At 71.7% G+C, this 13,646-nt stretch carries 11 protein-coding genes; 6 read left to right on the top strand and 5 right to left on the bottom strand.

Going from position 1 to position 13,646, the window contains the following annotated elements; all coding sequences use genetic code 11:
* The first annotated feature begins 1 nt into the window (after position 1).
* The gene (locus ACGGCP_RS01275; protein WP_392959380.1) at positions 2–3,175 is read left to right on the top strand and encodes an AAA family ATPase; all 3,174 of its coding nucleotides are present in this window, start codon (positions 2–4) and stop codon (positions 3,173–3,175) included.
* Positions 3,176–3,579: 404 nt separating this feature from the next.
* The gene (locus ACGGCP_RS01280; protein ID WP_392959382.1) at positions 3,580–5,118 is read left to right on the top strand and encodes a multicopper oxidase family protein; all 1,539 of its coding nucleotides are present in this window, start codon (positions 3,580–3,582) and stop codon (positions 5,116–5,118) included.
* Positions 5,119–5,224: 106 nt separating this feature from the next.
* On the opposite strand, the gene ACGGCP_RS01285 is transcribed toward ACGGCP_RS01280, so the two are convergent.
* From ACGGCP_RS01285 to larB, 3 genes are read right to left on the bottom strand one after another with little or no spacing between them, the layout of a single operon-like run.
* On the bottom strand, positions 5,225–5,599 hold the full coding sequence (locus tag ACGGCP_RS01285; RefSeq protein ID WP_392959385.1) for a PH domain-containing protein: 375 nt from the start codon (positions 5,597–5,599) through the stop codon (positions 5,225–5,227).
* 40 nt (positions 5,600–5,639) lie between these two features.
* Entirely contained in the window at positions 5,640–7,163 is a 1,524-nt protein-coding gene (locus ACGGCP_RS01290; protein ID WP_392959388.1) for a LarC family nickel insertion protein, read from the bottom strand.
* Positions 7,164–7,174: 11 nt separating this feature from the next.
* Positions 7,175–7,888: a nickel pincer cofactor biosynthesis protein LarB gene (gene larB / locus ACGGCP_RS01295; protein ID WP_392959391.1), complete on the bottom strand. Its 714-nt coding sequence runs from the start codon at positions 7,886–7,888 to the stop codon at positions 7,175–7,177.
* A 172-nt stretch (positions 7,889–8,060) separates the two neighbouring features.
* On the opposite strand from larB, the gene ACGGCP_RS01300 reads away from it, so the two are divergent.
* The 3 genes from ACGGCP_RS01300 (at position 8,061) to ACGGCP_RS01310 (ending at position 10,814) form a co-directional block, all read left to right on the top strand.
* Positions 8,061–8,792, top strand: coding sequence for a glycerophosphodiester phosphodiesterase (locus ACGGCP_RS01300; protein WP_392959394.1), 732 nt, complete (start codon positions 8,061–8,063; stop codon positions 8,790–8,792).
* A 115-nt stretch (positions 8,793–8,907) separates the two neighbouring features.
* Entirely contained in the window at positions 8,908–9,309 is a 402-nt protein-coding gene (locus ACGGCP_RS01305; protein ID WP_392959397.1) for an ATP-binding protein, read from the top strand.
* 188 nt (positions 9,310–9,497) lie between these two features.
* Positions 9,498–10,814 carry a glycosyltransferase 87 family protein gene (locus tag ACGGCP_RS01310; protein WP_392959400.1) on the top strand — a complete coding sequence of 439 codons (1,317 nt, stop codon included), beginning with the start codon at positions 9,498–9,500 and terminating at the stop codon, positions 10,812–10,814.
* A 7-nt stretch (positions 10,815–10,821) separates the two neighbouring features.
* Here ACGGCP_RS01310 and dnaB read toward each other — a convergent pair whose 3' ends face one another.
* On the bottom strand, positions 10,822–12,306 hold the full coding sequence (gene dnaB, locus ACGGCP_RS01315; protein ID WP_392959404.1) for a replicative DNA helicase: 1,485 nt from the start codon (positions 12,304–12,306) through the stop codon (positions 10,822–10,824).
* A 300-nt stretch (positions 12,307–12,606) separates the two neighbouring features.
* On the opposite strand from dnaB, the gene ACGGCP_RS01320 reads away from it, so the two are divergent.
* Positions 12,607–12,996 (top strand): hypothetical protein, encoded by a 390-nt coding sequence (locus tag ACGGCP_RS01320; protein ID WP_392959406.1) that lies wholly within the window; start codon positions 12,607–12,609, stop codon positions 12,994–12,996.
* A gap of 174 nt (positions 12,997–13,170) precedes the next feature.
* Here ACGGCP_RS01320 and rplI read toward each other — a convergent pair whose 3' ends face one another.
* A complete protein-coding gene (gene rplI / locus ACGGCP_RS01325; protein ID WP_270112402.1) occupies positions 13,171–13,632 on the bottom strand; it encodes a 50S ribosomal protein L9 in 462 nt (153 codons plus the stop codon).
* Between the last annotated feature and the right edge of the window lie 14 nt (positions 13,633–13,646).

Consider the following 13,646-nt stretch of genomic DNA (forward strand, 5'->3'; position numbering starts at 1 on the left):
CATGATTGCTGACATGCCGCGCCTGGGTTCCGACCTCCCCCTGTTCGCCCGCGACGCCGAACTCGCCTCGCTCCGCGAGACGCTCGACGCCGCCCGCGCAGGCCGCCCCGCGACAGTCCTCGTCTCCGGCGACGCGGGGGTCGGAAAGACCCGGCTCCTCCACGAATTCAACGCCAGCGCCGGTGACGGTGTCCTCACCGTCACCGGCCACTGCCTCGACACCGCCGACTCCGCCCTCCCCTACCTCCCCTTCGCCGAGATCGTCGGCGCCCTCGCCCGCGACAACCCCGACCTCGCCGCGAACCACCCCGGCCTCAGCCCCCTCCTCCCCGGCCACCCCACCCCCGCCGAAGGCGACCTCGGCCGCCTCGGCCTCTTCGAGGCCTTCCACGCCGCCCTCGCAGACCTCTCCGCCGAGCGCCCCCTCGTCCTCACCCTCGAAGACCTCCACTGGGCCGACCGCTCCAGCCGCGACCTCCTCGCCTTCCTCACCTCCCGCCTCACCGGCCAGCGCGTCCTCATCCTCGGCACCTACCGCGCCGACGCCGTCCACCGCGCCCACCCCCTCCGCCCCCTCCTCGCCGAACTCGTGCGCCTCCCCGCCGTGCAGCGCCTCCACCTCGACCCCTTCGACGCCCAGCACGCCGCCGACTTCGTCCGCGAACTCAACACCGGCCTCGACGAAGAGACCGTCGCCAAGATCGCCGCCGCCTCCGAAGGCAACGCGTTCCTCGCCGAAGAACTCGCCGCCGCCGAGACCCACACCGTCACCTTCGAACTCGCCGAAGTCCTCCTCGCCCGGCTCGAACGCCTCCCCGACGCCGCCAAACAGGTCGTCCAGCTCGCCTCCGTCATGGGCCGCCGCTTCACCTACCGGCGCCTCAACGCCGCCGCCTGGTCGATGCTCGACGAGAACGGCCTCCGCCACGAACGCGAACTCGACCAGGCCCTGCGCGCCGCCATCTCCCACGGCATCATCGTCCAGAAGAGCGCCGACACCTACGCCTTCCGCCACGCCCTCCTCGGCGAAGCCGTCTACTCCGACCTCCTCCCCGGCGAACGCATCCGCTACCACCAGAAGATCGCCGCCTCCCTCGCCGACGACAACGGCAAAGGCGCCGAAGCCGAACTCGCCCACCACGCCCACGAATCCGGCGACCTCCGCTGCGCCCTCGCCGCCTCCGTCCGCGCCGCCGACGAAGCCGTCGAACTCGCCGCCCCCGCCGAAGCACTCCTCCACCTCGAACGCGCCCTCACCCTCTTCGGCAAGGTCCCCGCCGACCAGCGCCCCGAAGGCCTCACCGAACTGCGCCTCACCGTAAGGGCCGCCTCCAACGCCGAAGCCTCCGGCGAGATCAAACGCGCCCAGTCCTACTCAGCCGCAGCCGTCCGGCTCGCGGACGCCTCCGGCGACCGCCTCCAAGGCGCCTACACCCGCCGCAAATACGCCAAACACCTCCTCTCCATCGAAGGCGGCGAACAAGAAGCCCACCGGGTCGCCTGGGAGGCATGGCAACTGGTCAAGGACGACGAACCCCACACCGTCAAAGCCTGGGCCCAAGCCGTCGTCGCCCGCACCGTCTACCACTCCCGCAAATACGACGAAGCCGCCGAATGGTGCCTCCTCGCCATCGCCACCGCCGACGCCGTCACCGCCGCGGGCACCTGCGACGAACCCCAAGGCACCCTCGCCTCCAACATGGGCGACGGCCACCTCGCGGCCAAAGCCGACGCGATCCTCACCCACAGCATCGGCGCCTTCCGCAACGGCAGCCAGACCCTCGCAGAGACCGTCGCCCGCAACGAAGAAGCCCTCGCGCTCATCCGCGGCAACGGCTGGATCGACGTCGAACTGCGCGGGCACTTCAACAACGGCCTCGTCATGGTCGAAGCCGCCCGCATCCACGAAGCCCTCACCCACTTCAACCGCGGCATGGCCCTCGCCGTCAGCACCGGCGACAAATGGAGCGGCTACGGCCTCGAGACCGCCGTCCGCCAGGTCATCTCCAACTACATGGTCGGCCGCTGGGACGAAGTCGACGCCAACGGCGAGATGGCCTCCAGCGTCCTCCCCGGCGTCGTCCTCACCCGCCTCGCCGCCGCCGTCCTCCTCGTCGACGTCGCCCGCGGCCGCTTCGAAGCCGCCGACCGCCGCCTCGACTACCTCGCCGACCGCTGGCAGCTCGACGGCCAGGTCCTCGCCCTCGCCTCCCTCTGCGGCGTCGAACTCGACCGCTGGCGCGACCGCCCCGAAGCGGCCCTGCGCCGCGCCGAACGCGCCACCGAACGCATGACCCGCATGCGCGGCTACTACCTCGCCGGCGTCTCCGTCTGCGCCGCCGGCATCGGCGCCGCCGCCGACCTCGCCCAGCGCCTCCGCCGCGACGGCGACACCGCCGCCGCGAAAGACGCCGTCGCCGCAGGCGAACGACTCGCCGAACGCGCCCGCTTCTTCAACGAGCACGGCCGCCCGCTCTCCGGCACCCTCGGCCCCGAAGGCCTCGCCTGGATCGCCCAGCTCGACGCCGAAGAGTCCCGCCTGTACGGCGACGGCGACCCCGAACTGTGGCGCGCCGCCGCCGCGGCCTTCGACTACCGCAACCTCCAACCCGCCGACCCCGAAGCGCCCCAAACGGAAAGCCCCGCCACCAGCCTCGACGAGCAGGAACGCCTCGAACTTGCACTCCACGACCCCCTCGCCTCCGAGACCCTCGCCCTCCTGGAGGCCGGCCGGGACAAGGCCGCATGCGCGCCCTACGACGGCACCTGGGCCGAACCGTACCGGCAGGCCTACGCGCGCTGGCGCTTCGCGGAGGCCCTGCTCGCAGGCAGCGGAGCCGAGGCCCGCACCGAGGCCGCCGAAGTGCTGGCGCTGGCGAAGGCCACCGCGATGCGCCTGGGCGCGGCCCCGCTCACCGAGGCGCTGTGCGCGCTGGCGGAGCGGGCGCGCCTCGACGTGGCGGCCCCGACCTCGACGCCGCTGACCCCGCGCGAGCTCGCGGTGCTGCGGCAGGTCGCGCGCGGGCTCACGAACAAGCAGATCGGCGCGGAGCTGTACATCTCGGAGAAGACCGTCAGCGTGCACCTCTCCCGGGCGATGGCCAAGCTCGAAGTCGCGGGCCGCGCCGCGGCGGTCAACGCCGCCCACCTCCGCGGCTACCTCACCGAGGACTGACACCCAGCGCAGTACGGCGCCAAGCGAGCGCGAGGCCCGCGACCGTTCCGGTCGCGGGCCTTCGCCGTGTCCGCGGCCTTCTTTCGTTCGTGACTCGGGTCCCGATGCGCGGCACCTGTGTCCTCCGCGATCCCTCCCGCCGACCGGCCGAACGTTTCCGCAGCTCACGGGTTTTTGTCGTACCCGTATGGGAGGGTGTCCTTTTCACTGGTAGTGGTGAAGGTGGGATCGGGAGGGTACCCGGGGCCACCCGTACGGCCTCCCGGCCGCCGCAGGTGTAGCGCGGGACCGCCCGTATCGCTACCGGAGGTTGACGCCGCCCCGCGGCGTAGTCCCGCAGTGGTACGCGGATTGCCTTCCCACGCCCGATGTACCGGGCGGCCCGCCGCACGAGTATTGCAACCATGAAGCGGCGTAAAGCACTCAAGTGGACCCTCATCGGCGTCGGTGGCGGCGTCGGGGCGGTCGTGCTCGGCGGAGCAGGCACCCTCGGATACTTCTGGAACAAGTCGAAGCTCGAGACCGTCGGCGCGGTCGACTTCGACACCCCCCTGGCCGTGCCCCCGCTCGCGGAGTCGACCCTCGACGCCTCGGGTGCGCGCGTCTTCGACCTCGCGATCCAGTCGGGCACCGTGGCCTTCAAGGACGGCCGCGAAACTGAGACCTGGGGCGTCAACGGCCCCTTCCTCGGCCCGACGATCCGCGCCAAGCGCGGCGAGGAGGTCGCCTTCGCGGTCCACAACGGCCTCGACGAGGGCACCTCGATCCACTGGCACGGCATGCACCTGCCCTCGGTCATGGACGGCGGCCCCCACCAGGAGGTCGAACCCGACGGCGTCTGGGCTCCCCAGTGGACGATGAACCAGCCCGCCGCGACCCTCTGGTACCACCCGCACCCCCACGGCCGCACCGGCGCCCACGTCTACCGGGGCCTCGCCGGGATGTTCATCGTCGACGACGACGAGTCGGCGGGCCTCAACCTCCCGTCGGAGTACGGCGTGGACGACGTGCCGATGATCGTGCAGGACCGCAAGTTCGACGGCGACAACCAGTTCGACGAGAACGGCTCGTTCATGAGCATGCAGGGCATCCTCGGCGACGCGATCATGGTCAACGGCACCCTCGGCCCTTACTTCGACGTCAGCACCCGCCTGGTGCGCCTGCGCCTGCTCAACGGCTCCGTCTCGCGCCTGTACAACTTCGGGTTCAGCGACGACCGGCCCTTCAGCCTCATCGCGACCGACGGCGGCCTCCTCCCGACCGCCTGGGAGACCGACCGCCTCCAGCTCTCACCGGGCGAGCGCGCCGAGATCGTGGTCGCCTTCGCACCCGGCGAGACGGTGACGCTGCGCTCCAACCCGGCCGACGAGGGCTACTCCGGCCCCCTCGGGCGCTTCAACGGCGGCGACGACCGCCTCGACGTCTGCCAGTTCCGCGCCGCCGGCACCCTCGCCGACACCACCGAGATCCCCGAGAACATGGGCGCCGCACCGGACCTCGCCGACGCCGACGTCGCCGCCGAGCGCTCCTTCTCCCTCTCCGGCTTCAACCAGATCAACGGCGTTTCCATGGACCCCATGCGCATCGACTTCGGCGTCCGCGAGGGCACCGTCGAGGTGTGGGAGGTCGAGAACGCCGACGGCTTCATGCACAACTTCCATGTCCACGACGTCCAGTACCAGGTGCTCGCCGTCGACGGCGAGGAGCCGCCGCCGCGCCTGCGCGGCTGGAAGGACACCGTCCAGCTGATCCCGCAGCAGAAGTACCGGCTGGCGATGCGCTTCGCGGACTACACCGACCCGAACCTGCCGTACATGTACCACTGCCACATCCTCGCCCACGAGGACTCGGGGATGATGGGCCAGTTCGTGGTCCTCGGCGAGGGCGAGGAGATCGGCACGGTCCCGGTCAGCGCCTCCGCCGCCTCCCACGGCGGGCACTGAGCCGATCCGGGCTCCGGGGCCCGGTGACGCAGCGCCCCGAAAAGACCCAGCGCAGGACCTCCCACCCGTAGGCACCACGAACGGGAGGTCCTGCGCTGCAACGGCTCTACAGCGAGCAGGCCGCGATGTGCTTGGCGATCGCGGGCAGGTCCACGTTCTCCTTGAACTCGAAGCGGACCCGGCCGAGGCCGCTGAACCACAGGTCGAGCTCGCCGTCGTTGTCCATGAGGCCGTCGGTCTCGACCGAGTACGCCTGGATCTTGTTGTAGGGCAAGGAGGTGTAGTCCTTCTTGCGGCCGGTCATGCCCTGCACGTTCACGGCGATGACCCGCTTGTTCGTGAAGACCACGAAGTCGCGCACGCCCTCGAACGCGAGCGCGACCTCCTCGCCGTCGACCAGCAGCGGCTGGACCTCGTCGCGGAACCCGGGGTCGTCAGTGAGCTTGAGCTTGAAAAGCGAACCGTTCTCGAAATCGATCATGCGGGCAGGATATCGGTACGGCCCCACGGCCGCGGTACGGCTAATACCGCTCGGCCGCAAGCGCAGTGGCCTGCGCGATCACCACTTTGAGCGGACGCGACAGCGCCGCTGCGGCCGCGGCGGCGTCCTCGTACTCGACCGACGCGTTCACGACCTCGCCCTGCTCGAGCGCGATCTTCACCCCGATGCTGTGGCCGTCGACCTCGACGTGCGTGTAGCGGCGTTCGAGCGCGTACTTGTCGATCTCGTAGGAGCGCATGCCGATCGTGGTCGTGTGCCGCACGAGCGCCGACCGGGCCGACGCGACCATTTCAGGCCTGCACAGCACGTGGACCGTGTGCGCCGGGCGGCCCTTCTTCATGAGGATCGGCGTCAGCCACGCGTCCGAGGCCCCGGCCTCCAGCAGCGCCGCCAGCGCGGCGGGCCACAGGCGCGGATCGAGATCGTCCACATTGGTCTCGATGACGACGGGCCTCGCAGGACGCTCGGAGCGCTCTGCGTCGCCTTGCGTCGCAGCGGAGATGTGTCCGTGCGCCGAGGACTCCGGCGCGTGACCGTGAGGCCCGTGCCCGCCTTCGCCGCTGCGACCGTGCGCGGCATCGTGATCGCGCCCCGCGTCGGCGGCATGGTGCTCGTGACCGTGCCCGGCGGCATGGTCGTGCCCGTGGTCGTGCTGGGCGTCGTGGCCGTGGTGGCCATGACCGGCAACGTGGTCATGCGCGTGGTCGTGGTCATGCCGGTGGTCGTGACCGGCCGCCCCGTGGTCATGCGCGTGATCGTGCCCGCCGTCGTGGCCGTGACCGTGGCGGTGCACATGGGCCGTACCGGTTCTGCGGGCCGCCACGACCTCCCGTCCGACCACGAGCCGCAGCAGGTTCGCACGCTCCTGCGGGTCGCGACCGCCCGCGCCCGCGCCGATCCGCTCGACGACCATCTCCGGCATCGACCCGTACCCCGAGGCCGCGGCCGCGATGATCGCCGCGCCCGTCGGGGTGCACGCCTCGTACGGCACCGCGCCGACGACCGGCGCGCCCGCGTCGGCGAGCACCCGCAGGACCGCCGGAGCGGGCAGCGGGATCGCGCCGTGCGAACCGCGCGTCGTACCGCCGCCCACGGTCACCGTGGAAACGGTCAGCCGCTCGATGCCCAGCGCCGCCAGGCCTGCGGCCGCGCCCACGATGTCGGCGATCGAGTCCAGCGCCCCCACCTCGTGGAAGTGCACGTCCTCCTCGTCGATCCCGTGCGCGGCCGCCTCGGCGGCGGCGAGCCGCCTGAACGCCGCGAGCGCCAGCGCCCGCACCGGCTCGTCGAGCGCGGCCCCTTCGAGCATCGTCCGGATCGAGCGCCAGCGCCGGTCCGTCGCGACCTCCGGAGCCTCCACGGCCACCTTCGTCGCGACGAGGCCGTGCCGCGTCACCCGCTCGGCGCGCAGCCGGACGGGCTCGGTCCCGAGCGCGTCCACGGCCGCCTGCATCACCGCCAGGTCCGCCCCGGCGTCCGCCAGGGCCCCCAGGAACATGTCGCCGCTCGCGCCCGCCGAGCAGTCCAGCCACGCGATCGCCACCGCTGCGCCCTTCACTGTGCCGTCTTCATGCCGAGCATCCGGGACGCGGCCATCGCCGCCCCGAACCCGTTGTCGATGTTGACCACCGTGACCCCCGGCGAGCAGGAGTTCAGCATCGTCAGCAGCGGCGCGAGCCCGCCGAACGCCGCCCCGTACCCGACCGACGTCGGCACCGCCACGACCGGCGCGGCCACCAGGCCCGCCACCACCGACGGCAGCGCCCCGTCCATGCCCGCCACCACGATCACGCAAGCAGCCTCGCGCAGCTCCGCGACCTTGTCGAGCAGCCGGTGCAGCCCCGCGACGCCGACATCGGCGACGAGCCGCGTGTCGATCCCGTTGGCGCGCGCCACGATCTCGGCCTCCCGCGCCACCGGCAGGTCCGAAGTCCCCGCGCACACCACAGCGAGCAGCCCCGCCTCGGCCTCGGGGAACGCGCCGACCGCGCACACCCCGCTCTCGACCAGCACGTCCTCGCCGAACGCCTCCAGGACCGCCGCCGCGCACGCGTCGTCGCAGCGGGTCGCGACCGCAACGCGCCCGGGGTGCGCCTCGCGCAGCGCGGCGAGCGCGCCCACGACCTGCGCGGGGGTCTTCCCGGCGGCGTAGACCGCTTCGGCCGTCCCCGTCCGGGCCGGGCGGTCCGTGTCGATCTTGGCCCAGCCCAGATCGCGGTAGCCGTCCCGGGCGTACGCCGCCGCCTCGGTTTCAGGATCGTTCTGCACGCACCCATCCTGCCTCCCGGCCCGCGCCGGCCGCCACTGGAACCGTGCCCGTCCCAGCCGCAGGGACCCGCCGTTCACCCGGGCCCGCCCACCGGGCGACGTTCACCGCCCCAACCCGGTCAGGACACCGGCAAGCAGGCCCGACGTCGGACCCAAGGTCTATCGTCAAGAAATGTCGCACCCGTTGATCGCCGCCCACCGAGGCGCGAACGAGTTCCTCCCGGAGCATTCGATCGCCGCGTTCCGGCAGGCCATCGTCGAGGGCGCCGACGGCTTCGAGTTCGACCTCCGCCTCACCGCCGACGGTCAGCTCGTCCTCCACCACGACCGCACCGTCAAGCGCACCGCCGGAGTCAAAGGCGCAGTGGCGGATCTCACCCTCGCCCAATTGCGGGACCTGAACTTCGCGCACCTGTTCCCCGACTGCGCGGGCAACCCCGAGGCCGAGCGCATCCCCACCCTCGAGGACCTCTTCGGCCTCGTCGTCGACTCGGGCAAAGACCTCAAACTGTTCATCGAGGCCAAGCACCCCTCGAAGTTCGGTCCGCGCCTCGAGCTGCGCCTGTGGGAGACGCTGCGGCGATGGCCCGGGCTCGACGTCACCGTCATGTCCTTCTCCCGCGCCGCCCTCAAGACCTGGCGGAGCCTCGACTCGGACACGCCGCTGGTGTGGATCTTCGAGTACCCGTTCCGCCGCCCGCCAGAGGGCGTCCAGGTGCTCAGCTCGCGCGTCGACTATCTCGACTCGACCCCCGAATTCGTCGAACGCAGCCACGAAGCGGGCTATCAGGTGTACACCTGGACCGTCAACGACGCCGACACCGCCCACCGGATGGCGGGACTCGAGGTAGACGTCGTTTTCACCGACCGCCCGGCCGCGATCCGGCAGACGCTCGCGGGCTGAAGCGCCGCACCTCAAGACGGACTCAGGGTCCGTCCGTAATGCTGGCGTCATCTCGATGAGACGGGTAGGTTGCTGTATAGCCTCCCCACGGCACGGAGGAAGGAAGGGGACCGCGATGCCCGCTGCGATACCGGCGCCCGAGCGGCTGCGCGTCCCCCACCAGTCCGGGGCCGCCAGCCAGGTCCGCCGGTGGCTGCGCGAATCCCTTCCCGACCTGCCCGACGAAGTCCGCGACGACCTCCTCGTGTGCGCGACCGAGCTCGTCTCCAACGCCGTCCGCCACGCCCGCCCGCTCCCCGGCGGGGACGTGATCGTCAGCTACGAGCTCGGGCCCGCCGACGTCGAGGTCCGCGTCATCGACGGCGGCTCCCGCACCCACCCGCACGTGTGCGCGGTCAACCTCGACTCCGCGCACGGCCGCGGCATGTTCATCGTGTCCAAGCTGTCCACCGACTGGGGCGCCCGCTCCCTCGGCGACGGCACGCAGGAGGTCTGGGCCCGCATCCCGGTGCGCTGAAAGCGGGCCCGAACCCGGTCCGCCTGCCGCACCCTGTTGCCAAGCCAGTGCTCCTGCGGTCCCGGTCCGGCCGCACTGTCGTACCCTCGCGCGACAATCGAATCGGGGGCGCTCGGGCACCGACACACCCGACCACGGGGGACGGCCGCACACCGACCCCGTTCGCGCCGCCCCCGTACGCTGTCCGGGTGTCCAACCGTCCGCTCATCATCGACCTCGCCTTCTACGGCCTGGCCGCGCTCTTCGCGGGCGCCACCGCGCTGTGGACCACCCTCGACTCCCACGCCCAGTGGGGCGCGATCGCCTTCGGCGGCTACCTCCCCGCCGCGATCTGCGCCGCGATCCTCCTCGCCCAGCCGGGCCCGGTCTGGCGCCGCCGCATGTTCGTCGCCGTCGGCGCCGCCCTCGCCGTCACCGCGATCCCCTTGGCGCTCATGGCGGTCGAACGCGCCTCCGGAGTGAGCGGCCGCGCCCAGGAGGAGGTCCTCGTCGTCGAGTCCTCCGGCGCGCGCCTCCTCGACACCGGCAGCCCCTACCTGCACGCCGACCAGATCGCGGCCCTCCCCGAGCCGCTCCTCGGCTACAACCCGTACCAGCCCGGCATGGCCGTCTTCGGCATCCCCGCGGCGGTCTTCGGCGAGCACTGGTGGACCGACGCCCGCGTCTACTTCCTCCTCGCGGCCGCCGCGTGCGCGGTCGGCGCGGTCCGGCTCCTGCGCGGCGGCCCCGGCAGCGCGCTCAACGCCATGGGCGCCGGCAAGGGCCCGCTGCTGCGCGCCGTCCAGGCCACGTTCGTGTTCCCCGTGTGCGCCTTGACGTTCGCGACCGGCGGGGACGACATGCCCGTCGTCGCCCTCATGGTCCTCGCGCTCGCCTTCGCCCACCGCGAGCGCGGCTTCGCCGCCGGTCTCGCGATCGGCGCGGCCGCCGCCCTCAAGCTCTTCGCCTGGCCCGCCGCCGTCGTCATCGCGTTCCTGCTGTGGCAGAACGGCAGCCTGAGGCGGTACGCCGCCGGATTCGCCATCCCCGTCGCCGCGACGATGCTCCCGGTCCTGCTCGTCGACGCCCGCGGCTTCTTCGACAACGTGATCGCCTTCGGCCTCGGCCACGGCGTGGTCACCTCGCCCGCGCAGTCGCCGCTGCCCGGCTTCCTCGTCGCCAAGTACGTCCCGGGCGGCGAGCTCATCGCCCCGGCCCTGCTCGGCCTCGCGGCGCTCGTGATCGCCGGGCTGCTGTGGACGCGCCCGCCGGTGACGGCCGCGTCGGCGGCGCTGTGGTGCGCGGCGGGCCTCTCGGCGGCGTTCCTGCTCATGCCCTCGACCCGGTTCGGGTACCTGCTGTACCCGGTGGTCCTGCTCGGCTGGTGGCTGCCGCTGCGGGACGCCGTGGCGGGCACCGTCACCGGCACGCTCTTCCAGGGCCTGGCCCAGGACGACGAAGCGGTCGACGAACTCGAGGAGGAGACCGGCCTCGGCCCGTCGCTGGCCGTCGAATGGTGGCGCTGAGCCCCGCTCAGACCGCCATGTCGACGAAGCGCGACAGGTGCAGCTGGGCCGCGACGGTGATCGTGTCCGTCGCGCCGTTGCGGTGCTTGGCGACGATGAAGTCGGCCTCGCCCGCGCGCGGCGACTCCTTGTCGTAGTAGTCCTCGCGGTGCAGGAGGATGACGACGTCGGCGTCCTGCTCGAGCGAACCGGACTCGCGGAGGTCGGACAGCTGCGGGCGCTTGTCGGTGCGCTGCTCGGGACCGCGGTTCAGCTGCGCGACCGCGATGACCGGGCACTGCACCTCCTTCGCGAGGAGCTTGAGCCCGCGCGAGATCTCGGAGACCTCCTGCTGGCGCGACTCGGTCTTCTTCGGCGAGGTCATGAGCTGCAGGTAGTCGACGACGATGAGCTTGAGGTCGTGGCGCTGCTTGAGCCGCCGGGCCTTGGCCCGGATCTCCATCATCGTCATCGACGCCGTGTCGTCGACGAACAGCGGCGCCTCGGAGATGTCGCCCATGCGCTTGGCCAGGCGCGTCCAGTCGTCGTCGGACAGGTCGCCCGACCGCAGGACGTGCATCGGCACGCGCGTCTCGGCGCTGAGCAGGCGCATCACGATCTCGAGCTTGCTCATTTCGAGGCTGAACAGGGCCGCGGCGTGCCGGTGGTGGAGCGAGGCGTGCCGCATGAAGTCCATGGCGGCCGTGGACTTGCCGGCGCCGGGACGCCCGGCGACGATGATGAGCTGCCCGGCCTGGAGGCCCGAGAGGAGCCGGTCGAGGTCGGCGAAGCCGGTGGGGATGCCGGTCATGAGGCCCTGGCTCGCGCCGATCGCCTCGATCTCGTCCATCGCGGGCTGGAGGAGGTCGGAGAGGACCGCGAAGTCCTCGCTCTGGCGGTTGTCGGTGACCTCGTAGACGGCCTGCTGGGCGAGGTCGACGAGGTCGTCGATGTCGCGCCCGCCCTGGCCGCCGCCGTAGCCGTACTGGACCACCTTCGTCCCGGCCTCGATGAGGCGGCGCAGGATCGCCTTCTCCTTGACGATCTTCGCGTAGTACCCGGCGTTCGCGGCCGTGGGCACGGCGTTGAGCAGGTCGTGGAGGTAGGGGCCGCCGCCGATCTTGGCGAGGTCGCCGGTGTCGGCGAGGGCCGCGGCGATCGTGACGGCGTCGGCGGGCTCGCCGTTGCCGAACTTGTCGATGATCGCGTCGAAGACCATGCCGTGCTTGGGCTGGTAGAAGTCGCCCGGGCCGAGCACCTCGATGACGTCGGCGATCGCGTCCTTGCTCATGAGCATGCCGCCGAGGACGGACATCTCGGCCTGCGTGTCCTGGGGCGGGGTGCGCTCGTAGGTGCGGGCGCCGCCTCCGCCGCCGGAGCCGCGGCCGCCGCCGTCGTCGCCGAACGGGTCCTCTGGGGGAGTGTCGAAATAGGAGTTGCTGGAGCCGTTGGCGCCCCGCGAGTAGACGCCTTCCGCCGACACGTCGGTCATGCCGTCCACCCCCTCGGTCACCGTGCGTTCATGGAGAATGTACCGCCCGCATACGACAGTTCGGCGGCGTCAACGACGCTATGTCGCGCCGGGCACGGTTGCAAACGGGGCTGTGGACAACCTGTGGACAAAGCTGTGGATAACCTGTGGATAACCGGGTCCGGCCTGTGGACAACCTGTGGACAAGAACGTGATCCGGGCTCGAATCGCGGCGTTCACCTGTGCCGACGCCGTCCACCGCCTGTGGACGGAGATTCGTTCGTGCCAACTTCCCGCTAAGGTGAGGGGCGACCCCGGCACGGATCAGAGGAGCGAGACCCCATGAACGCCCCCCGGCAACCCGAGCGCAGGCCGCGGCTCGACCCCGAAGGCGACGACCGCCCGGGCGAGCGGGCGTTCACGCCGACGTTGCTCGTGACGCTCGCCTGGTACGCGGTGCCGCTGTGCATCTACTTCGCCTGGCTGCTCTCGCAGCCGCCGGTGGACGCGACGTGCGCCGACGACGGGTGCACCGTGGCCGGGCGGCTCTCGGCGGCGATCGCGGGCGGCTGGGCGTGGACGCTCTCGGCGCTCACCGCGAGCCTCCTGGTGGCGGTGCTGCTGCGCCTGCCGCGCGCGGGCTGGCGGGCGGGGGTCGCGGGCTCGGCGGCGGCGATCCTCGGGGCGGGCCTGGTGACGGTGGTGCTGCGGACGGCGGGCTGGGTGATCTGAGGCCGTACGGGCGGCCCGGCGGCGGCCGTCGCCCTGAGGCCGTACGGGCGGCCCCGGGTACCCTCCCGATCCCACCTTCACCACTACCAGTGAAAAGGACACTCTCCCATACGGGTACGACAAAGGCCCGTGACCTGCGAAAACAGGCACGGGCCCTCCGGTCGCTTGCGCGTCCTACTTCTTGCGGCGCTTGGCCGGGGTGACCTGGAGCTTGAACTTCGCGGTCACCTCCGGGTGCAGCTTGACCGACACGTCGTAGGTGCCGACCGACTTGATCGCGGCGGGCAGCTCGACGCGGCGGCGGTCGATCTTCGGACCCCCGGCCTCGTCGACGGCCTTGACGACGTCGACCGCGGTGATCGAACCGAAGAGACGGTCCCCGTCGCCCGTGCGGGCGACGATGTGGGCGTCGGTCTTCTTCAGCTGCTCGGCCACGGTGCGAGCCTGGTCGAGGTCGTGGATCTGGCGGGCCGCACGGGCGCGCTGGATCGCGTCGACTTCCTTCTGACCGCCCTTGGTCCAGGCGATCGCCAGGCCCTGCGGCAGGAGGTAGTTGCGGCCGTAGCCGTTCTTCACCTCGACCACATCGCCGGCCGAGCCGAGGTTGGGCACCTCATGAGTCAGGATGATCTTCATGTTGCGCTCCTTCC

The sequence above is a fragment of the Glycomyces sp. NPDC048151 genome (genome assembly GCF_043202775.1).
Classification (GTDB): Bacteria; Actinomycetota; Actinomycetes; order Mycobacteriales; family Micromonosporaceae; genus Glycomyces.